This window comes from Halobacterium sp. DL1, from assembly GCA_000230955.3.
Lineage (GTDB): Archaea > Halobacteriota > Halobacteria > Halobacteriales > Halobacteriaceae > Halobacterium.
This window is the reverse complement of record CP007060.1, coordinates 1,368,147-1,385,932: the sequence shown is the minus strand read 5'-3', so window position 1 is coordinate 1,385,932 and position 17,786 is coordinate 1,368,147. Positions and strand designations below refer to the sequence as shown.

Genomic DNA, 17,786 nt, shown 5'->3' with positions numbered 1-17,786 from the left:
CTACGACTGGACCAGTGAGGAGAGCCGGGAGCCGTGCTGGATGGACAGCGAGCCGACGAGACTCATCACGAGCACGTAGCCGACGGTGAACGCGGGTATCGACTGGCTGACGGCGGGGATGGCGCTCGTGGCCGCCACCGTCGCGATGATGAGGGAGAACTCGCCGCGGGCGACCAGACCGAGGCCGACCCTGGCCGACCGGTGGTCGGTGAGCCCGAAGACGCGACCGCTCGCGAAGCCGCTCAGTAGCTTCGACACCGCCGTACAGACCACGGCCACGGCGACGAACAGCCAGACGTCCACGACGACCAGCAGGTCCGTCGCGAGGCCGATGGAGAAGAAGAACAGGGCCGCGAAGACGTCCCGGACCGGGGAGAGGAGGTGTTCGATGCGGTCCTCAAGGCCGGAGCCGTTGAACGCGGTGCCGACGAAGAACGCGGCGACGGCCTCGCTGACGCCGATCTGGAGGGCGACGGCGCCGAGGAAGACGGTCACGCCGAGCACGCGGAGGACGAACAGTTCGTCGGAGTCGACGGCGAAGACGCGCCCGACGTAGTTCGTCCCGTAGTACGCGACGGCGGCGAGCACCGCCAGGAAGGCGAACGACTGCACGACGGTCACCGCTGCCTCGCTGATGGGGCCGCTCCCGACGACGGCCGCGGAGACGACCGCCAGGTACACCGCGATGACGATGTCCTCCACGACGAGCGTGCTGAGGATGACCTCGCTCTCCGGGTTCGCGAGCCAGCCGAACTCCGTAAGCCCCTTCGTGATGACCGCGCTCGAGGAGATGTAGACGACGCCGGCGACGAGGATGATTCCAGTCAGCCCGAACCCGAACGCCGCGGCGATGGCGACGCCGACGAGGGCGTTCGCGACGAGGTCTATCGCGCCGACCTTCGCCAGCCTGTTGCGGTTCCGGAGGAGCGTCCCGATGCTGAACTCGAGTCCGAGGAAGAACAGCAACAGGATGATGCCGAGCTCCGCGACGGTGTTGACGAACTCGCTGTCGGAGACGAGGCGCAGCGAGAACCCGCCGAAGGACGTCGGAACGTAGGGCCCGACGAGGATGCCGGCCCCGATGTACGCGGGAATCACCGACTGCTGGTAGCGCTGGGCGAGCGCGCCCACGACGGTGAGCGCGAGCAACGCGATACCGATCTCCAGGAGGAGCGGTCCCGCCATCTAGGCGTTCTCGACCGACCCCGTCTCGAGGAGCGTGTCGAGCGCCCGCTGCTCTTCCCGCGAACCGATGACGACGAGGATGTCGCCCGTCGAGAGCACGGTGTCGGGTTCCGGACTCCCGATCGTCTCGTCGTCCCGCTGGATGGCCACGACGGTCGTCCCCGTCTGCTCGCGGAGTTTCGCGTCGGCGATGGTCTCGCCGGTGAGCGGGGAGTCGTCGGGAATCTCCACCCACTCCATGAAGGCGTTCCCCAGCGGCACGTCGACCTCGTCGAGGTCCAGCGGCTGGAAGTCGGCGCCCTGGAGGACGTTCGCGACCTGTCTTGCCTCCGACGAGGAGAGGTCGAACAGCTTCTCGGCGTCCGCGTCCGGGTGGTCCCGCCGGTAGATCTCGCGTCTGCCGTCGTGGTGGACGATGACGACCAGGCGCTCTTCGTCACCCACCTCCACGTCGAACCGTTTGCCGACGCCAGGAACGTCCGCCTCGTAGATGACCATGGTAGTACGGGGGTTCGGCAGTCCAATAAAGCTCAGGTGGCGTCGCAGTACTGTTCGAGGCGTTCCCGGCCACCCGGCCGGAGCGAGTCGAACCACCGCGCCTAGAAGTCGAGTGCGCGCTGGATGCCGGCGGCGATGCGGTCGGTGTCCGGGACGTAGTCGTCCTCGCGAGCGAACATCGGCACCGGCACGTCGTAGCCGGTGACCCGCTCGACGGGCGCTTCGAGGTGGAGGAACGCCTCCTCGTTGACGCGGGCCGTTATCTCGCCGGCCATCCCGCCGGTCCGGGGCGCCTCGTGGACGACGACGCAGCGACCGGTCTTCTTCACCGAGTCGACGATGGTCTCGGTGTCAAGTGGGTAGATGGTCCGCGGGTCGACGACCTCGACGCTCGCGTCCAGGTCCTCGACGGCGTCCAGCGTCTCGCGGAGCATCGACCCCCACGCGACGACCGTCACGTCGTCGCCTTCGGCCGCCAGGCGGGCCTCTCCGAGCGGAATCTCGTGGTCGTCGGGCACCTCCTCGCGGAAGGCTCGGTAGATCCGGGTCGGCTCCATGAAGACGACGGGGTCGGGGTGGCGGACGGCAGTCCTGAGCAGGCCGGTCGTCTCGGCCGGCGTCGACGGGACAACGACCTTCAGTCCGGGGACGTGGGCGAACCCCGCCTCGAAGCTCTCGGAGTGGAGTTCGAGTGCGTGGATGCCGCCGCCGTACGGCGTCCGGATGGTCATCGGGCAGGTGATAGTCCCGCGGGTGCGGCTGCGGATGCGGGCGACGTGCTGGGCGAGCTGGTGGAACCCCTGGTAGAGGAAGCTCTGGAACTGGATCTCGGGCACTGGTCGGAGCCCAGTCGCGGCGAGGCCGACGCCGGTCCCGATGATGCCCGCCTCCGCGACGGGCGTGTCGAAGACCCGGTCAGGGTAATCGTCGACCAACCCTTCCGTCGCCCGGAACACGCCGCCCGCACGGGCGACGTCCTCGCCATAAACGACGACGCTGTCGTCCCGTTCCAGTTCCCCGCGCAGCGTCTCGCGGACGGCCTCGACCATCCGGAGCTGTTCAACCATCCGTCTCACCGCCGGGCAGGCCGGCCGACTCGAACGTGGCCATCTGTCGCTCCAGGGACGCCGGCATCTCCTCGTACACGTGCCGGAACATGTCCGCCGGGTCGACGTCTGCCTCGCCCTCCCTGGCCTTCTCAATCTCCGCAGCGAGTTCGGTCTCGATGCGCTCGTCGATCTCCGCCACCGTCTCGTCGTCGAGAATCCCCCGGTTCCGGAGGTACACCTGGAAGCGGACGATTGGGTCCCTGGCTGCCCACTCGTCCTCCTCCTCCGACTCCCGGTAGACGGAGGGGTCGTCGGACGTCGTGTGCATCGAGCGCCGGTAGGTGAGCGCCTCTATCAGCACCGGTTCGCCGTCTCTCGCCTTCTCGATGGCCTCCTTCGCCACGCGGTAGACGCCGAGGACGTCGTTGCCGTCGACGCGGATGCCCTCGATACCCGCCGCGATGGCCTTCTGTGCGAGCGTCTCGGCGGCGGTCTGGTCGGCGAGGCGCGTCGAGATAGCGTAGCGGTTGTTCTGACAGACGAAGACGGTCTGGGCGTCGTAGACGCCCGCGAAGTTGAGCGCCTCGTAGACGTCGCCCTCGCTGGTCGCGCCGTCCCCGAAGTAGGTGACCGCGACGTTCGAGCGTCCCTGGAGTGACTCCCCCCAGCCGACGCCGACGGCGTGGAGCGGCTGGGTGCCGACTGGAATCGACGGTGGGAGCGCGCCCTCGCCGCCGGGAATCTCGGCGCCCTCCTCCATCCCCATCGCGTACCAGAGCAACTGATGCGGTTCGACACCGTGTGCGAGGAGCGCTGGCCCCTCGCGGAACGAGGGCACGAGCCAGTCCTCTTCGGCCATCGCGAACGCGCTCCCGACCTGGGCGGCCTCCTGGCCGATGGCCGGCGCGTACGTGCCGATCTCCCCGCGCCGCTGCAACGCGATGGCCCGCTCGTCGAGGCGACGCGAGCGCTTCATCTCCTCGTACAGTTCTAGCAGTTCGTCGTCGGACAGCGAGGGGACGAGTTCCTCGTCGACGGTCTCGTCCTCCGAGAGCACCTGTACCGAGTCGATGGTGAACTGAGCGATCTCCTCGCGTGGCATGGTACCGTTACTCGTTCCAGCGGTTTAACCCGCTTCCCGGGCCAGCCACGAGTTGATGGCGACCCCGAGGCGTCCCCCGGCACAAGGACTAACCAGCTGATTGCCGAAGCTTCTTGCATGCACGCAGGTGACCGCCCGTCAGTCGAGCCAGCCAGCAGCGTTCTGCGAGACGGAAACGGTCGCGGTACTTCGGGAGCCGGGTTGCCCAACGAGGTGTACAATGGCGAATAGCCGAACGACGTTCGCCGTGCCGGGCCTGGAGTCCGAGGGCGACGTCGAGGAGATAGAGGCGGCACTGCGAGAGCGAGAAGGCGTCCAACTCGCGGAAGCTGACGCGGGCAGCGGGGAGGTGACGGTCCGCTACGGCGAGGAACTCATCTCCGAGGTGGAGATCAAGTCCGTCGTACAGGACCTGGGCTACGAGGTCGAGTTGACGGAGGAAGACGCGTAGACGGCTCTTCCCTGTCGCGAGACGGTCAAAACGGGTGCGAGGGCTGTCGGCCAGAGGGGTCGCGCCAGTGTCGGGTGGTCAGTTTTACGCCTCGATGGACTCCTCGCCGCCGGCCTCGAGAATCTCGTGGTAGCGGTTGCGGATGGTGACCTCGCTGATGTTCGCGACGTCGCTGACCTCGCTCTGGGTGATTCGCTCGTTGGTGAGCAGGCTGGCGGCGTAGACGGCGGCCGCGGCGAGGCCGACCGGCGACTTCCCGGAGGTGATGCCGGCGTCCTCGGCAGCCGTGAGGAGTTCGCGAGCGCGGCGCTCGACTTCGTCGGGGAGGTCGAGTTCCGAGCAGAACCGGGGGACGTAGCTCGCGGGGTCTGTGGGCGCGACCTCGAGGCCGAGTTCGCGGACGACGTAGCGGTAGGTGCGGGCGATCTCGTCGCGCTCGACCCGGCTGACGTTGGCCACCTCGTCGAGGCTGCGAGGGGTGTTCGCCTGCCGCGCGGCGGCGTAGAGCGCGCTGGTGGCGACGCCCTCGATGGAGCGCCCGGGAAGCAGGTCCTCGTTCAGCGCGCGTCGGTAGATGACCGACGCCGTCTCCCGGACGTTGTCGGGGAGGCCGAGTGCGGAGGACATCCGCTCGATCTCGCCGAGGGCCTGCTTGAGGTTTCGCTCCTTGCTGTTCCGCGTTCGGAAACGCTCGTTCCACTTGCGCAGGCGCTGCATCTTCCGTCGTTGCCGCCCGGAGAGTGAGTTGCCGTAGGCGTCCTTGTTCTGCCAGCCGATGTTCGTCGAGAGCCCCTTGTCGTGCATCATGTTCGTCGTCGGGGCGCCGACGCGGGACTTCTGGTCGTTCTCCGTGGCGTTGAACGCGCGCCACTCCGGCCCGCGGTCGATGCTGTCCTCCTCGACGACGAGGCCGCACTCACCGCAGACCGTCTCGCCGCGCTCCTCGTCGACCACCAGGTCGCCGCTGCACTCGGGACAGGCGATATCCTGCTTGGCGTCCTTGGCTTCGGACTCCGCTCTCGTGCGTCGCTCTTCCGCCTCCCGTTCCTCCTCGCGGGTCCGTGTGCTATCACTCATTGTGAGGGCTGACCGTTGTTTCTGTGGCCGAAAGAACGTCGAATACGAATTGAACGAGGGTGCGAGAGAACAAAAGGGCTTTGGCAGCCGTTACCACGTGACGGCGCGGTTGTTGTCAGTTGGAAACGACCCCTCTCGACGGCGCTCGTCGGCGCGCTTTCTGGCCCGGTAGTGAGCGGTGCGGCCATCGAAACGCTTACCGCTGGCACGCGCAATCGCTGGAACATGACCGATTCCGTGGACGCCGAGGAAGTACGGCACGTCGCGGACCTCGCGCGCGTCGACCTCGACGACGACGCGGTCGACGAGTTCGTCGACCAGTTCGGGGAGATACTCGAGCAGTTCGAGGCGCTCGAGGAGGTGCCCGAGGTCGACTCAGAACCGGAACTCGTCAACGTGATGCGTGACGACGAGGTCGAGGACTGTCTGACCCAGGCGGAGGCCCTCGCGAACGCCGAGGAGACCGAGGACGGCCGCTTCAAGGGGCCGAAGGTGTCGTAGATGGGGCTGAACGCGTTCATCACCGAGGAGACCATCGAGGGCGACGAGGACGGCCCGCTGGCGGACGCCACCGTCGCCGTCAAGGACAACATCTCTACGGAGGGCGTCCGCACGACCTGCGGGTCGCGGATGCTCGAGGAGTACGTCCCGCCGTACGACGCGACGGTCGTCGAACGCCTGAAGGACGCGGGCGCGACCATCGTCGGCAAGACGAACATGGACGAGTTCGGGATGGGGACGACCACCGAGACGTCCTACTTCGGCGCGACGAAGAATCCCGTCGACGAGGACCGCGTGCCTGGGGGCTCCTCGGGCGGTTCCGCGGCGGCCGTCGCCGGTGGCGAGGCGGACCTCGCGCTCGGTTCCGACACTGGGGGTTCAATCCGCGCCCCGGCCGCGTACTGCGGCGTCGTCGGCATCAAGCCGACGTACGGGCTCGTGTCGCGCTACGGCCTCGTCGCCTACGCGAACTCCCTGGAACAGATCGGCCCCATCGCGCCGACCGTCGAGGAGGCCGCCGCGATGCTCGACGTGCTCGCCGGTCCCGACGAGAACGACGGGACGACGCGGGCGGAGGGCGCCGACTCGGACTACGCGTCGGCAGCGGAGGGCGACGTCGACGGCCTCACCGTCGGCGTCCCGAACGAACTCGTCGAGGGTGCGGACGAGGCCGTCGTCGCGACGTTCGAGGACGCGCTCGACGACCTGCGGGCGCGGGGTGCGACTGTCGAGGACGTCGACATCCCGTCCTGCGAGTACGCCGTCGCGGCCTACTATGTGATTGCGATGTCCGAGGCGTCCTCGAATCTCGCGCGCTTCGACGGCGTGCGCTACGGCCACTCCGGCGGCTTCGAGGGCGACTGGAACGAGTCGTTCTCGGAGGCGCGCTCCGAGGGGTTCGGCGACGAAGTGAAGCGCCGCATCCTGATGGGCACGTACGCGCTGTCGGCTGGCTACCACGACAAGTACTACAAGCAGGCCCAGGAGGCCCGCTCGCTCGTGAAGCGAGACTTCGACGAGTCGTTCGAGAAGGTGGACGTGCTCGCCTCGCCGACGATGCCGGTCCTCCCCCCGAAGCTCGGCGAGAGCCTCGACGACCCGGTCCAGATGTACCTCGCGGACGCCAACACGACGCCAGCGAACCTCGCGAACCTCCCCGCCATCTCGGTCCCCGTGGGCGACGTCGACGGCCTCCCCGTCGGCCTCCAGTTCGTCGGCCCGGCGTTCGGCGAGGAGACCATCGTCAACGCGGCTGCTGCGGTCGAGTCGTAGTTCCGCTCGCCAAGCGAGCGGTCGAGCCCGCAGACCGCCGCGCGCCCGAGGCGTGCGAAGGGACCAGGCGTGATTCTGGTGGAGATTTTGCCGAGGGTCGCCATCGGCGACCCGTAGCGCAAACGATTCTAGAAGTCCGGGAGGTCGTCGGGCGTGTCGTACTCGGCCTCCCAGTCGACGTACTCCTCCTTGAGATGGTTGGAGACCTCCGCGCCGAGTTCCGCCAGCGACGCGTTGATGCCGGAGACGGTCCCCCAGGAGTCGAGGTCGGGGTGGAGTTCGCGCTCGCGCCAGTTCTCGGGGAGGCCCGGGGCGTGGTAGCCAACGCGGTCGGCGAAGTCGTCCCAGAAGAAGTCGAACTGCTCGAAGAGGCCGAGGTCGACGGCGGCGTCGAACGCCTCGCGGTCGAGGTCCGTCTCGGCCGCCCACGACTCGAACGCCTCCGCCCACGCGCCGTCCTCGAGGAACGCCTGGAGGTCGTCGCGGTGATAGTCGGTCCCCTGAACGGTCAGGTCGTCGTACTCGTCGGGGTCGCCGTCGAGCTCGGGCGGGTCCGGTGCTGGCGCGTCGAGAGACACGCGTGGTGGTAGGCCGCGGACTGGGAAAAGCTTAGGCGTCCTCTCGCTGGGCGGCCTTCGCATCGAAGGCGGCCGTCCGCAGTCCCTCCTCGGCCTCGGAGTCACAGCGCAGGTCCGGCACGTCCGTCGGCTTGCCGTCGTCGTCGAGAGCGACGAAGGTGAAGAACGACGAGGTGGTCTTGCGCTTGGTTCCCTCCCGGGGGTCCTCCGCACGCACGTCGACTTTCACGTCGATACTCGTCCGACCGGTATCGAAGACGTACGCCTCGACGACGGCGACCTCCCCCATCTCGATGGGGCTGATGAAGTCGACGTGGTCCATCGACGCGGTGACACACTGGTTGCCCGCGAAGCGCATCGACGCGATGGCCGCGCAGATGTCCATCCAGTGGAGCACCGCGCCCCCGAGCGCCCGGCCCAGGTTGTTCGTGTCGTTGGGCAGCAGCATCTCCGTCATCTCCGTGTACGAGTCCAACAGGCGCGCCGAGTCGGTCATACGTGGGGCTTCGCAGCCATCGCATTGAAACCTTGCGACCCGGGTTCAGTGGTCGGGGGCCGCAGGGACCAGACGCCACGGGTATCCGACAAGCGTAAGGCCAGTCCGCCAATCGTCAGTAGCAATGAGCGAGGAAGCCGCGGCGACCCAGGAGGGCTCCGTCCGGGTCGTCGGGACCGCCCACGTCTCCGCGGACAGCGTCGAGGAGGTCGAGCGCGTGGTCGAGGAGGAGAACCCCGACGTCGTCGCGGTCGAACTCGACGAGGGTCGCTTCCGCCAGATGCAGGGTGAGGCGCCCGAGGACCTCGACGCCAGCGACCTCCTGAAGGGGAGCATGGCGTTCCAGTTCCTCGCGTACTGGCTGCTGTCGTACGTCCAGAAGCGCCTCGGCGACCGCTTCGGTATCGAACCCGGCGCGGACATGAAGGCCGCGGTCGACGCCGCAGAGCGCTCGGGCGCGGACGTGGCGCTCGTCGACCGCGACATCCAGGTGACCATCCAGCGGTTCTGGGCGCGGATGAGCAGCTTCGAGAAGTTACGACTGGTGGGCGAACTCGCGCTCGGAGTGACCGACAGCCGGACGCTCGGCCTCGCCGTCGGCGCGTTCGTCGGCTTCCTCGCCGGCATCGTCGCCGGCATCGTCGCGGGCCCGTTCCTCGTGCCACCGCCGCCGGGCGTGAGTGGCCTGCTCGGGAACGTGGTCGGCGTGCTGTCGCTGCTCGCGGAGGCGGTGCTGTTCGCCGCGGGCGGAGCGGTCGTCCTCGGGGTCGTCTTCGCGCTGGTGTTCGTGCGCAAGGAACCCGAGGACGTCGAGGAGTTCTCGATGGAGGACCTCACGGACGCCGACGTCGTCTCGGCGATGATGGAGGAGTTCCGGCGGTTCAGCCCGGAGGGCGCGGAGGCGCTCATCGACGAGCGGGACGCCTACATCGCCCACAGCCTGGTCGCGCTCCGGGAGCAGGGGAAACACGTCGTCGCCGTCGTCGGCGCGGGCCACCGCGAGGGCATCGAGCGCTACCTCGAGAACCCCGAGACGCTGCCGCCGATGGCGTCGCTGACCGGCGTCCAGAAGAGCCGGTTCTCCGTGTTCAAACTGCTCGGCCTCCTGTTCACCGTCGGCTTCCTCGTCTTCTTCGGCCTGCTCGTGATGGCGGGCGTCGGCAACACGGTGTTGCTCCAGGTGTTCGGCGCGTGGTTCCTGTTCAACGGTATCATCTCCGCAGGGGCGGCGAAGCTAGGTGGGGCACACTGGACGAGCGCGGGCGTGGGCGGCGCGGTGGCGTGGCTGACCAGCGTCAACCCGCTGCTCGCGCCGGGCTGGTTCGCGGGCTACGTCGAACTCCGCTACCTCGACGTGAACGTCTCGGACATCTCCACGCTGAACGAACTCATGAGCGACGAGGAGACGCCCATCCGAACGCTCGTCTCCGAGATGCTGGACGTCCCGCTGTTCCGCCTCATCTCGGTGGTGGCGCTGACGAACGTCGGGAGTTTCGTCGCGAGCGCGCTGTTCCCGTTCGTCGTGCTGCCGCTCATCGGCGGCCCCTTCGACAGCGTCGGCGCGGTCACCGACGCGATGCTGACGGGCGTCGAGAACAGCGCCGACGCGATCTGGGGGCTGCTCCGATGAAGGTCAGCGCCCGCGAGGGACGGGACCTCGTGATCGCGTGGGTCGCTCTCGGCTTCGCGTTCAGCCTGCTGTACGTCCGGGGCATCACGCCGACGAACATGGCCGACGTGCTCGTCAGCGACCTGTTCGTCGCCGAGTTCGCGCTCAGCCTCGCGACGGTTGGCGTCGCCTTCCTCCTCCACGAACTCGCGCACAAGGTGGTCGCGGTGAACTTCGGGCAACACGCGGAGTTCCGCGCCGACTACGGGATGCTCGCGCTCGCCGTCGCCGGCGGCCTCGCGGGGTTCCTCTTCGCGGCGCCCGGCGCGGTCCACCACCGCGGCTACATCACTCCGAAGGAGCACGGTCTCATCGCGCTCGCGGGCCCGCTGACCAACGTCGCGCTCGCCGGCGTCTCGCTGGCGGTCATCCCGTTCGCGCCGGACATCGGCCAGCGGGGCCTGTTCATCAACGTGCTGCTCGCGGGCTTCAACATGATCCCGTTCGGGCCGCTCGACGGCGCAACGGTCCTCGACTGGAGTCCGGTCGCCTACGCCGCGGCGGCGGTCCCGACCATCGGCCCGGCGGTCGTGTTGTTCTTCGGCGTATAGACCGGCACGCTTTTCGCCGCCAAATACACACGTCCGTGTATGACTGACAGCGACGAGGATGCCAGCGACGAGCTGACCTACGCCGAAGCGGGCGTGGACATCGAGGAGAGCGAGGCCGCGACGGCCGCGCTCGTGGGTGCGGTGTCCGGCGTCGCGGACACCACCGAGTACGCGGGCCTCGTGGACCTGGGGGACCGCTACCTCGCGCTCGCGACGGACGGCGTCGGCACGAAACTGCTCGTCGCGGAGGCGATGGACGACTACTCCACCGTCGGCATCGACTGCGTGGCGATGAACGTCAACGATCTCGTCGCGGCGGGCGTCGCACCCGCCGCGTTCGTGGACTACCTCGCCGTCGACGAACCCGACGAGCAGCGCGCGGCGGAACTCGGCGAGGGACTCGCCGCAGGCGCAGAGGAGTCCGGGATGGCGCTCGTCGGCGGCGAGACGGCCGTCATGCCGGAAGTCGTGAAGGGGTTCGACCTCGCGGGTACCGTCGCCGGACTCGCAACCGAGGACGACCTGTTCCCGGGTGAGGCAGAGGCAGGGGACGCGCTTGTCGGCTTCCCCTCCTCGGGTATCCACTCGAACGGACTCACGCTCGCCCGCGAGGCTGCCCAGCGCGCGGGCGGCTTCGACGAACCGTTTCCGGGCGACGATTACGAGACGGTCGGCGACGCGCTCCTCGAACCGACGCGCATCTACGCCTACCTGCTGGAGGACCTGCGAGACCACGACGCCCACGCCGCGGCCCACGTTACCGGCGGCGGCTGGACGAACCTCGAGCGGATGGGCGAGTTCCGGTACGACGTCTCGGACCCGCTGCCCGCCCAGGACGTCTTCGCGTTCGTACAGGACGCCGGGAACGTGAACGACGAGGAGATGCACCGGACGTTCAACATGGGCACCGGCTTCGTCGTCGCACTCCCGGAGAGCGAGGCCGACTCGCTGGTCGAAGCGACGGACGGCGAGAAGATCGGCGAGGTCGAGGAAGGCGAGGAAGTGGCGGTTCGCGGGCTGACGCTCTGAGCCAGTCCCGTTGCCAGTCTCCGCCTCGACGACTCACGGTACCGACAGAATGAATCGGGGGCTCCTGTGCGCTCCGGTCGGACGGTTCAGGGTGCTTCGGCGGTGAACTCCGTCGCGAGGGCGGGCCTGCTCGACCCCCAGTGGACGAATCGATACGTCCCAGGTTCGAGCGGCGAGCAGACGAGGTAGCTCGGGTTGGTGCTGTTCCTCCGTTCCAGGCCGTTTCGGTCGAAGGTGAATGACCAGTCGTAGCCGCCACCGGGCCAGAATCCAATCCACGCGCTATACCACTCCGACCCGAAGGTGTGGTAGACAGGCGCCCAGCCGTCCCCGTCGCGGCGCTGGAACGCGTACGTGTGAATGGAGCCGAGGCTCGTCACTTCAGTGCCGACGTTCCGGAGCGAGAACGTGATTTCGTCACCGATGACGACGGTGTCCGTCGAAGCTGTCAGTTCGAGGGCGTCCGACTGCTCGGGGAACTGTTCGTCGGTCACGGCCTCCATCGGCTCCACGGCCTCGTCGGCACAGCTGAGACTGTCGTCCGGCGGTGCCCATCTGTGCGTCCTTACCCTGGGGTCGGCCGGCGTAGTCAGGTCGGCCTCCGACTCCCTCGGCGAGTCGTTGTCCGACGAACAACCCGCAGACACCGCGGCGACGGCCGCGGCAGCGGCGTGCCGGAGGTAGCGACGCCGGTCCATACTGGGAGGTCGAATGGCGAAATGAAGTATCTTCTGCCCGACCCCGTACGCGACGATGACGGATTCGGTGAGCGACGGTCGGGCTAACTCACCCGGGCTGCGACGTCGGCCTGCGTGATGATGCCGACCGTCTCACCGTCGTCGGTCACCATCACGGCCTTGTAGTGGTCGAGGAGGCTCGAAATCTCGTCCTCGCTGGCGTCCTGGGAGACGGTGGGGAAGCTCTCGCTCATCACCTCGCGGACGGGGTGGTCAGCGATGTCGCTCCCCGCGCTGACGACGTCGCTGTCGCTGATAGAACCCACTGGGACCCCGTTCGTGATGACGGGGAGCTGGGAGTAGCCGGCCTCCTGCATCTTCTCGACGGCCTCCTTGACGGAGTCGTCGGGCGCGACGCTGATCACTTCCTCGTGCATCAGAGTGCCCGCGCGGACGATATCGCCCTCGGCCTCGTCGAGCGCCTCGACGATTCGTCGCAGTGTCGAGAGTCTTGGGTCGACGTCGCCGCCCTCGATGCGGGCGATGAGTGGCTGTGAGACGCCTGCGCGGTCGGCGAGGTCGCTCTGGGTCAACTCGAGCGAGGTCCGACGCGTTCGCAACTCGTCGGGCGTCGGCAGGTACATACCAACCGATTACCAGCAGTTATTAATAAATGTTCGGGCGACTACGCGTCCTCCTCGTCGCCGTCCTCCTGGATGACCTCGATGACCTCCAGGGGGACGTCGCGGAGCGCGCCGCCGACCTCGCTCTTCGCGATGCGCTTGGCGTGCTCCTCGCTGTCGGCGTTGAACACGGTGAGTTCGAGGACGAGCCCGACGAGCGCCGTCTTCGCCGCGAGGAACGCCGCGTCCAGGGGTTCCCCGCAGGCGGGACAGCCGGTGACCCCCGCCTCGACCTCTACGTAGTCGAGGTCCTTGTCGTTCAGCCGTTTGCCGGCCTCGCTCACGGCGACGCCGATGGCGTCGTCGGAGTTCTCGACGTCACGGACCAACCAGGCAGCTTCCATCGCAACGACGTAGTTGCTCATACACTCCTATCGGCGCGGGGAAAGTCGTGCTTTGTGGTTCGCCCGTCGCGGCGGACGTGACCCGAACTATCCTCATAACTTACAGAGTGCCATCCGCACACCCACGGCGAGCATACGACTGACTACGATTTCCGGCACCGCAGCTTGGGCCAGGGACAAGTTGGGTTTAATCGCATCACTGCGTCGGGGTAGCCAGCACCGACAGGCCGGAATGCATTTATACTGGTCTTGTCTGGGCGATGGTATCCGATGTTCGACCGCATCACCCAATTCGGACTGTTCGCGCTGTACCAGTCCACGCTCGCACTCGGCATCCTGCTGCTACCCGTCGCGTTGCTGTTCCGTCAGGCAGGCGTCACGCTTCCGTTCGGCCGCATCGTCGAACAGACCGAACGCGCCTACCGGTCCGCGAACTGACGCGACCGGTACGCAGACGCTCGCTCGCCGGGATTCGCGGCACCACGCAGAACCCCGGAAAAGATGGTTTTATCCGTCCCGGACTGGTAACCTCCAGTAATGTTCAACTCCAACGAAGGCTCCGACTTCGCCCGGAACCGGGCTCGGTTCGACGACACCCCGAACCCGTACGAACCGGAAGTCGGCTCCCTTCCGGACCACGACTTCTCGACGCAGGACATGGAGAACGTCAACAAGACCGGCACCACCATCGTCGGCATCACCACCGAGGACGGCGTCGTGATGGCCTCCGACATGCGCGCCAGCCTCGGCGGCCGCGTCATCTCCAACAAGAACGTCCAGAAGGTCGAGGAGATTCAGCCCAACGCAGCCCTCTCCATCTCAGGCTCCGTCGGCGGCTCGCAGGCGTTCATCCGCTCGCTCCGCGCTGAGGCCAACCTCTACGAGGCCCGCCGCGGCGAGTACATGTCCATCAACGCGCTCTCCACGATGGCGTCGAACCTGCTCCGTGGTGGCCCGTTCTTCCTCGTCGTGCCCATCCTGGGCGGCGTCGACGAGGAGGGTGCTCACGTCTACAGCCTCGACCCCGGCGGCTCCTCGATGTCCGACAAGTACACCGCGCAGGGCTCGGGAATGCCCTACGCGCTCGGTGTCCTCGAACAGGAGTACACCGACGACCTGACGATGGAGGAGGCCGAGCGCGTCGGCGCCCAGGCCGTCCAGTCGGCCAGTGAGCGCGACACGGCGTCCGGCAACGGCATCCACATCACGCGCATCACCGCCGACGGCATCACCATCGTCGGCCACAAGACGTTCGACGACATCCTGTAGTCGGCACCCGTCGCTGTTCTGCGGCCCTACTCCAGTTCGTCGCCCCGCCCCACCCAGTCCGCGAAACTCCCCGAGAGCAGCGTCTCCCGCTGGTTCTCGATGTACTCGCACTGCATCGCGTACACCGCGTTCTCGAAGGAACTCCCCTCGTCAAGGGCCTCCCGTATCCGGTCGCGCTTCCACCCGGCGGGCGTGACGGCGTGGCGGGCGCGGTGGCGGAGCGGCCAGAGGTACTTCGCGGCCTCCTCCTCGGACAGGCCGCGGCGTTTGAGGCCGGCCTCCGCCTGGTCGAAGAAGTCCGTGTAGATTTCTTTCCTGTCGGTGACGCGGTCGCCTTCTGCGGTTATCCACTCGATTTCGGCGTCGAGGCCGTCGCGGGCGACGTCGTAGAAGTTGTCGCGGGCGGCCTCCCAGTCGAGTTCCCGGAGCGGGTGGTCGGTCCGCGGGAGGTTCTCCAGCAGGCCGGCGAACGCCGCGTGGACGGCGATGGTGTCCCGCACCGTCGGCTGGCCGGCGACCGGGCGGAACTCGATGCGAGCGTTGGCCTTCTCCTTCGATGACCCGCCGAACACCGGTCGGACCCACCGCCAGTACGTGCCGTGTTTGCGACGCCAGTGGGCGAACTCGTCGTCGAAGCGGCCGCTCTTCGACACCGACATCGGGACGATGGTATCGTCGGTAGCGACCCGGTCGATGGCCGCCGAGACGTCCGCCAGGTCGCGGGGAAACGTGACCTTCTCCTGCTCGCCAGAGACGTTCAACACCGTCTCGAAGACGTCGATGCGGGACTCCGCCCACCCGTCGCGGAGAATCTCCTCTGCCCGAGCGTCGTCGTCGTAGAGGTCGGGCGGGAACACCGGCGAGTTCACCGCGAGTGCGAGCAGGGGCGCGGCGAACCTGAGCGCGTAGTTGAAGCGGTCGGGCAGGTCGACCGCCTGGGCCACCTGGTAGTGGGGCTGGATCGAGGTGATGAGCGCCTCCGGCATCACGGTGTCCGCCTGGAGGCTCACGTGCGGGGCGTCCAGTCGCATCCCCGCCGGCTGGCCGGTGTTGGCCATCGCGTGGTAGCGGGCCGACGCGCTCATATTCGTCGCGAGCATCATCCCGTCGCGCTCGACGCTGTCCGTGAGGTAGCTCTCGGCCGTCTCGCCCTCCGGGGGAATCGTCCACATGCCGTCGCTGACGAGGTGGAGTCCCTCCGCGGCCATCGGCTCCGTGGCTGCGTCGAGGTTCGCCTTCACCTCCGCCTCCTGGGCGGCCAACCCGTGTCGGTTGAGCGGCTGCGGGCTCAGCGTCATCTCGGCGTTGTGGAGGCCGAGTTCCTTCTCGAACCCGACGAACGAGAGCACGCGGCGTGGCACCCTGGCGAGCGAGCAGTCGTCGGTGACCGCGTAGAACTCGTACTCCAGGCCGACGATGGCCTGCGGGTTGTCGAACGTGCCCGCTGCTATCTCCCCCTTGATAGTCTCGGCGTCCTCGCGAACCCGCTGCTGGAACGTCTCCGGGTCGACATCGAGGACGTCCCCTACTCGGTCGACGAGGTCCGACCCTGGCATGGGGGGACCTTCGCTGTCACGGGCCTAATAAGCGGCGACGATGGCGAAGTGGCGCCGCCCGCGGTTCGCGGGATTTACCTACTGGAGGTGGGTAGCTCCACTCGATGGAATTCGGTTCGTTCGCCGCCCACGCCGCCGACATCGAGGCCGAACCAGCGGACCTCGAGGTGGTCGCGCTCGTCACCGACCTATTCGCCGACGCAGACGACGACCTGGGCGTCGTCGCGCGGTTCGTTCAGGGGCGAGTCTTTCCGGCCCACTCGGAGACGAAACTCGACATCGGTCCGCGGCTCTGCTACGAGGCGCTCGCGCGGGCGGCGGGGACGAACGTCTCAGTGAGCGACGTCGAGGACCGCCTCGCCGAGACCGGCGACATCGGCGAGGTGGCAACGAGCCTGGACCTCGGCGGACAGGCCGGACTCGCGGCGTTCGGCGACGAGAGCGGTGGTGACGACCTCACCGTCACGGCGGTGTTCACGGAACTCGAGGCGCTCGCGGCCGCCGAGGGTGACGGCAGCCAGGACGAGAAAGTCACGCTGTTGTTCGGCCTGTTCAACCGCTGTTCGAGCGAGGAAGCGCGTTACCTCGCGCGCCTCGTGCTCGGCGAGATGCGCATCGGCGTCGGCGAGGGCACCGTCCGCGACGCCATCGCGGCGGCCTTCGACCTGCCCGTCGACGCCGTGAAGCGCGCGCTCCAGGTGTCCAACGACTACGGCCTCGTGGCCGAGACGGCCCGCGACGACGGCGAGTCCGGACTCGACGCGATGCACCTCGAAGTCGGGCGCCCCGTGCAGGCGATGCTCGCCCAGGCTGGCACAGTCACCGACGCCCTCGAGGAGTGGGCGGAGGCGGCCGTCGAGACGAAGTTCGACGGTGCCCGCCTGCAGGTCCACTGGGACGGCGAGAACGTCTCGCTGTACTCCCGGAACATGGAGGACGTGACCGCCGCGCTCCCGGAGGTCGTGGAGTTCGTCGAGGAGCACGTCGAAGCGCCGGTCATCCTCGACGGTGAAGCGGTAGCAGTCTCCGCGGACGGCGACCCGCTCCCGTTCCAGGAGATCCTCAAGCGGTTCCGCCGGAAGCACGACGTCGAGGCGATGCGCCAGGAGGTTCGCGTCGAACTGAACGCCTTCGACTGCCTGCACGCGGGCGGAGACGACCTGCTCGAAGCACCGTTCCTGGAGCGCTACGAGCGCCTCGAAGCGGTCGTCGGCGACGAGTCGGCGGTCTCCGAGTTGCTGGTCACGGACGACCCCGACGAGATAGCGGCCTTCGAGGAGCGCGCGCTCGACAGCGGTCACGAGGGCATCATGCTGAAGGACCCGGACGCCGCCTACACACCGGGCGACCGCGGAAAACACTGGCTGAAGCGCAAACCCGACGTGGAGACGTTGGACCTCGTCGTCACGGGAGCGGAGTGGGGCGAGGGGCGACGCGCCTCGTTCCTCGGGACGTTCCTGCTGTCCGCTCGCGACGAGGACGACGACGCCTTCGAGACCATCGGGAAGGTCGCCACGGGCATCACGGACGAGGAACTCGCGGAGCTCACCGAACTGCTCGAACCGCACATCCGCGCGGAGGACGGCCAGGCTGTCGATATCGAGCCCGCCGTCGTCTTCGAGGTCGGCTACGAGGAAATACAGGAGTCCCCGACGTACTCCTCGGGCTACGCGCTCCGCTTCCCCCGGTTCGTCACCGTTCGCGAGGACAAGACCTCGGAGACTGCGGACACCATCGAGCGCGTAGAGCGCACCGCCGAGAAGCAGGGATGAGGAGGCTGTCTGGCCCCTCCGCTTGCG

20 protein-coding genes are annotated in these 17,786 nt (G+C 67.8%); 9 read left to right on the top strand and 11 right to left on the bottom strand.

Features of this window, described 5'->3' with window-relative positions; genetic code table 11:
- The 4 genes from HALDL1_08760 to HALDL1_08745 form a co-directional block, all read right to left on the bottom strand.
- Entirely contained in the window at positions 1-1,185 is a 1,185-nt protein-coding gene (locus HALDL1_08760; GenBank protein ID AHG03678.1) for a sodium/hydrogen exchanger, read from the bottom strand.
- Positions 1,186-1,683 carry a potassium transporter TrkA gene (locus HALDL1_08755; GenBank protein ID AHG03677.1) on the bottom strand — a complete coding sequence of 166 codons (498 nt, stop codon included), beginning with the start codon at positions 1,681-1,683 and terminating at the stop codon, positions 1,186-1,188.
- Positions 1,684-1,784: 101 nt separating this feature from the next.
- Positions 1,785-2,750 (bottom strand): 2-oxoisovalerate dehydrogenase subunit beta, encoded by a 966-nt coding sequence (locus HALDL1_08750; GenBank protein AHG03676.1) that lies wholly within the window; start codon positions 2,748-2,750, stop codon positions 1,785-1,787.
- The gene (locus tag HALDL1_08745) at positions 2,743-3,834 is read right to left on the bottom strand and encodes a pyruvate dehydrogenase E1 subunit alpha (GenBank protein AHG03675.1); all 1,092 of its coding nucleotides are present in this window, start codon (positions 3,832-3,834) and stop codon (positions 2,743-2,745) included. The genes HALDL1_08750 and HALDL1_08745 overlap by 8 nt, the downstream gene beginning before the upstream one ends.
- Before the next feature lie 220 nt (positions 3,835-4,054).
- On the opposite strand from HALDL1_08745, the gene HALDL1_08740 reads away from it, so the two are divergent.
- Complete coding sequence (locus tag HALDL1_08740; protein ID AHG03674.1) at positions 4,055-4,285, top strand: mercuric reductase; 231 nt, start codon at positions 4,055-4,057, stop codon at positions 4,283-4,285.
- A gap of 84 nt (positions 4,286-4,369) precedes the next feature.
- On the opposite strand, the gene HALDL1_08735 is transcribed toward HALDL1_08740, so the two are convergent.
- Entirely contained in the window at positions 4,370-5,362 is a 993-nt protein-coding gene (locus HALDL1_08735; protein ID AHG03673.1) for a transcription initiation factor IIB 2, read from the bottom strand.
- Positions 5,363-5,587: 225 nt separating this feature from the next.
- Here HALDL1_08735 and HALDL1_08730 point away from each other — a divergent pair, with 225 nt between their 5' ends.
- Both HALDL1_08730 and HALDL1_08725 read left to right on the top strand, forming a co-directional pair.
- Positions 5,588-5,863: an aspartyl/glutamyl-tRNA amidotransferase subunit C gene (locus tag HALDL1_08730; GenBank protein AHG03672.1), complete on the top strand. Its 276-nt coding sequence runs from the start codon at positions 5,588-5,590 to the stop codon at positions 5,861-5,863.
- Positions 5,864-7,135: a glutamyl-tRNA(Gln) amidotransferase gene (locus tag HALDL1_08725; protein AHG03671.1), complete on the top strand. Its 1,272-nt coding sequence runs from the start codon at positions 5,864-5,866 to the stop codon at positions 7,133-7,135. It abuts the gene before it with no gap.
- 128 nt (positions 7,136-7,263) lie between these two features.
- Here the strand turns inward: HALDL1_08725 and HALDL1_08720 are convergent, their stop codons facing one another.
- Together HALDL1_08720 and HALDL1_08715 are read right to left on the bottom strand one after the other, a co-directional pair.
- Complete coding sequence (locus tag HALDL1_08720; GenBank protein ID AHG03670.1) at positions 7,264-7,713, bottom strand: hypothetical protein; 450 nt, start codon at positions 7,711-7,713, stop codon at positions 7,264-7,266.
- Positions 7,714-7,744: 31 nt separating this feature from the next.
- The gene (locus tag HALDL1_08715) at positions 7,745-8,209 is read right to left on the bottom strand and encodes an acyl-CoA hydrolase (protein AHG03669.1); all 465 of its coding nucleotides are present in this window, start codon (positions 8,207-8,209) and stop codon (positions 7,745-7,747) included.
- A 124-nt stretch (positions 8,210-8,333) separates the two neighbouring features.
- Here HALDL1_08715 and HALDL1_08710 point away from each other — a divergent pair, with 124 nt between their 5' ends.
- From HALDL1_08710 to HALDL1_08700, 3 genes are read left to right on the top strand one after another with little or no spacing between them, the layout of a single operon-like run.
- Positions 8,334-9,839, top strand: coding sequence for a conjugal transfer protein TraB (locus tag HALDL1_08710; protein ID AHG03668.1), 1,506 nt, complete (start codon positions 8,334-8,336; stop codon positions 9,837-9,839).
- The gene (locus HALDL1_08705) at positions 9,836-10,429 is read left to right on the top strand and encodes a Zn-dependent protease (GenBank protein AHG03667.1); all 594 of its coding nucleotides are present in this window, start codon (positions 9,836-9,838) and stop codon (positions 10,427-10,429) included. The genes HALDL1_08710 and HALDL1_08705 overlap by 4 nt, the downstream gene beginning before the upstream one ends.
- A 39-nt stretch (positions 10,430-10,468) precedes the next feature.
- Positions 10,469-11,458, top strand: a complete 990-nt coding sequence (locus HALDL1_08700; GenBank protein ID AHG03666.1) for a phosphoribosylaminoimidazole synthetase — start codon at positions 10,469-10,471, stop codon at positions 11,456-11,458.
- An 86-nt stretch (positions 11,459-11,544) separates the two neighbouring features.
- Here HALDL1_08700 and HALDL1_08695 read toward each other — a convergent pair whose 3' ends face one another.
- The 3 genes from HALDL1_08695 to HALDL1_08685 all read right to left on the bottom strand — a co-directional run bounded on the left by HALDL1_08695 (position 11,545) and on the right by HALDL1_08685 (position 13,183).
- Positions 11,545-11,961 carry a hypothetical protein gene (locus tag HALDL1_08695; GenBank protein ID AHG05255.1) on the bottom strand — a complete coding sequence of 139 codons (417 nt, stop codon included), beginning with the start codon at positions 11,959-11,961 and terminating at the stop codon, positions 11,545-11,547.
- 278 nt (positions 11,962-12,239) lie between these two features.
- Positions 12,240-12,779, bottom strand: coding sequence for a transcriptional regulator (locus tag HALDL1_08690; GenBank protein AHG03665.1), 540 nt, complete (start codon positions 12,777-12,779; stop codon positions 12,240-12,242).
- A gap of 41 nt (positions 12,780-12,820) precedes the next feature.
- Positions 12,821-13,183 (bottom strand): hypothetical protein, encoded by a 363-nt coding sequence (locus tag HALDL1_08685; protein AHG03664.1) that lies wholly within the window; start codon positions 13,181-13,183, stop codon positions 12,821-12,823.
- Positions 13,184-13,432: 249 nt separating this feature from the next.
- On the opposite strand from HALDL1_08685, the gene HALDL1_08680 reads away from it, so the two are divergent.
- Together HALDL1_08680 and HALDL1_08675 are read left to right on the top strand one after the other, a co-directional pair.
- Positions 13,433-13,600: a hypothetical protein gene (locus HALDL1_08680; GenBank protein AHG03663.1), complete on the top strand. Its 168-nt coding sequence runs from the start codon at positions 13,433-13,435 to the stop codon at positions 13,598-13,600.
- 99 nt (positions 13,601-13,699) lie between these two features.
- A complete protein-coding gene (locus tag HALDL1_08675; GenBank protein ID AHG03662.1) occupies positions 13,700-14,431 on the top strand; it encodes a proteasome subunit beta in 732 nt (243 codons plus the stop codon).
- A 26-nt stretch (positions 14,432-14,457) separates the two neighbouring features.
- Here HALDL1_08675 and HALDL1_08670 read toward each other — a convergent pair whose 3' ends face one another.
- Positions 14,458-15,987, bottom strand: coding sequence for a hypothetical protein (locus HALDL1_08670; protein ID AHG03661.1), 1,530 nt, complete (start codon positions 15,985-15,987; stop codon positions 14,458-14,460).
- 104 nt (positions 15,988-16,091) lie between these two features.
- On the opposite strand from HALDL1_08670, the gene HALDL1_08665 reads away from it, so the two are divergent.
- On the top strand, positions 16,092-17,759 hold the full coding sequence (locus HALDL1_08665) for a DNA ligase (protein AHG03660.1): 1,668 nt from the start codon (positions 16,092-16,094) through the stop codon (positions 17,757-17,759).
- Positions 17,760-17,786: the final 27 nt, after the last annotated feature.

Bases quoted from the DNA above. Each gene is read 5' to 3' on its own strand.
- HALDL1_08760 (AHG03678.1), bottom strand. From the start codon at position 1,185: ATGGCGGGACCGCTCCTCCTGGAGATCGGTATCGCGTTGCTCGCGCTC.
- HALDL1_08755 (AHG03677.1), bottom strand. From the start codon at position 1,683: ATGGTCATCTACGAGGCGGACGTTCCTGGCGTCGGCAAACGGTTCGAC.
- HALDL1_08750 (AHG03676.1), bottom strand. From the start codon at position 2,750: ATGGTTGAACAGCTCCGGATGGTCGAGGCCGTCCGCGAGACGCTGCGC.
- HALDL1_08745 (AHG03675.1), bottom strand. From the start codon at position 3,834: ATGCCACGCGAGGAGATCGCTCAGTTCACCATCGACTCGGTACAGGTG.
- HALDL1_08740 (AHG03674.1), top strand. From the start codon at position 4,055: ATGGCGAATAGCCGAACGACGTTCGCCGTGCCGGGCCTGGAGTCCGAG.
- HALDL1_08735 (AHG03673.1), bottom strand. From the start codon at position 5,362: ATGAGTGATAGCACACGGACCCGCGAGGAGGAACGGGAGGCGGAAGAG.
- HALDL1_08730 (AHG03672.1), top strand. From the start codon at position 5,588: ATGACCGATTCCGTGGACGCCGAGGAAGTACGGCACGTCGCGGACCTC.
- HALDL1_08725 (AHG03671.1), top strand. From the start codon at position 5,864: ATGGGGCTGAACGCGTTCATCACCGAGGAGACCATCGAGGGCGACGAG.
- HALDL1_08715 (AHG03669.1), bottom strand. From the start codon at position 8,209: ATGACCGACTCGGCGCGCCTGTTGGACTCGTACACGGAGATGACGGAG.
- HALDL1_08710 (AHG03668.1), top strand. From the start codon at position 8,334: ATGAGCGAGGAAGCCGCGGCGACCCAGGAGGGCTCCGTCCGGGTCGTC.
- HALDL1_08705 (AHG03667.1), top strand. From the start codon at position 9,836: ATGAAGGTCAGCGCCCGCGAGGGACGGGACCTCGTGATCGCGTGGGTC.
- HALDL1_08700 (AHG03666.1), top strand. From the start codon at position 10,469: ATGACTGACAGCGACGAGGATGCCAGCGACGAGCTGACCTACGCCGAA.
- HALDL1_08695 (AHG05255.1), bottom strand. From the start codon at position 11,961: ATGGAGGCCGTGACCGACGAACAGTTCCCCGAGCAGTCGGACGCCCTC.
- HALDL1_08690 (AHG03665.1), bottom strand. From the start codon at position 12,779: ATGTACCTGCCGACGCCCGACGAGTTGCGAACGCGTCGGACCTCGCTC.
- HALDL1_08685 (AHG03664.1), bottom strand. From the start codon at position 13,183: ATGAGCAACTACGTCGTTGCGATGGAAGCTGCCTGGTTGGTCCGTGAC.
- HALDL1_08680 (AHG03663.1), top strand. From the start codon at position 13,433: ATGTTCGACCGCATCACCCAATTCGGACTGTTCGCGCTGTACCAGTCC.
- HALDL1_08675 (AHG03662.1), top strand. From the start codon at position 13,700: ATGTTCAACTCCAACGAAGGCTCCGACTTCGCCCGGAACCGGGCTCGG.
- HALDL1_08670 (AHG03661.1), bottom strand. From the start codon at position 15,987: ATGCCAGGGTCGGACCTCGTCGACCGAGTAGGGGACGTCCTCGATGTC.
- HALDL1_08665 (AHG03660.1), top strand. From the start codon at position 16,092: ATGGAATTCGGTTCGTTCGCCGCCCACGCCGCCGACATCGAGGCCGAA.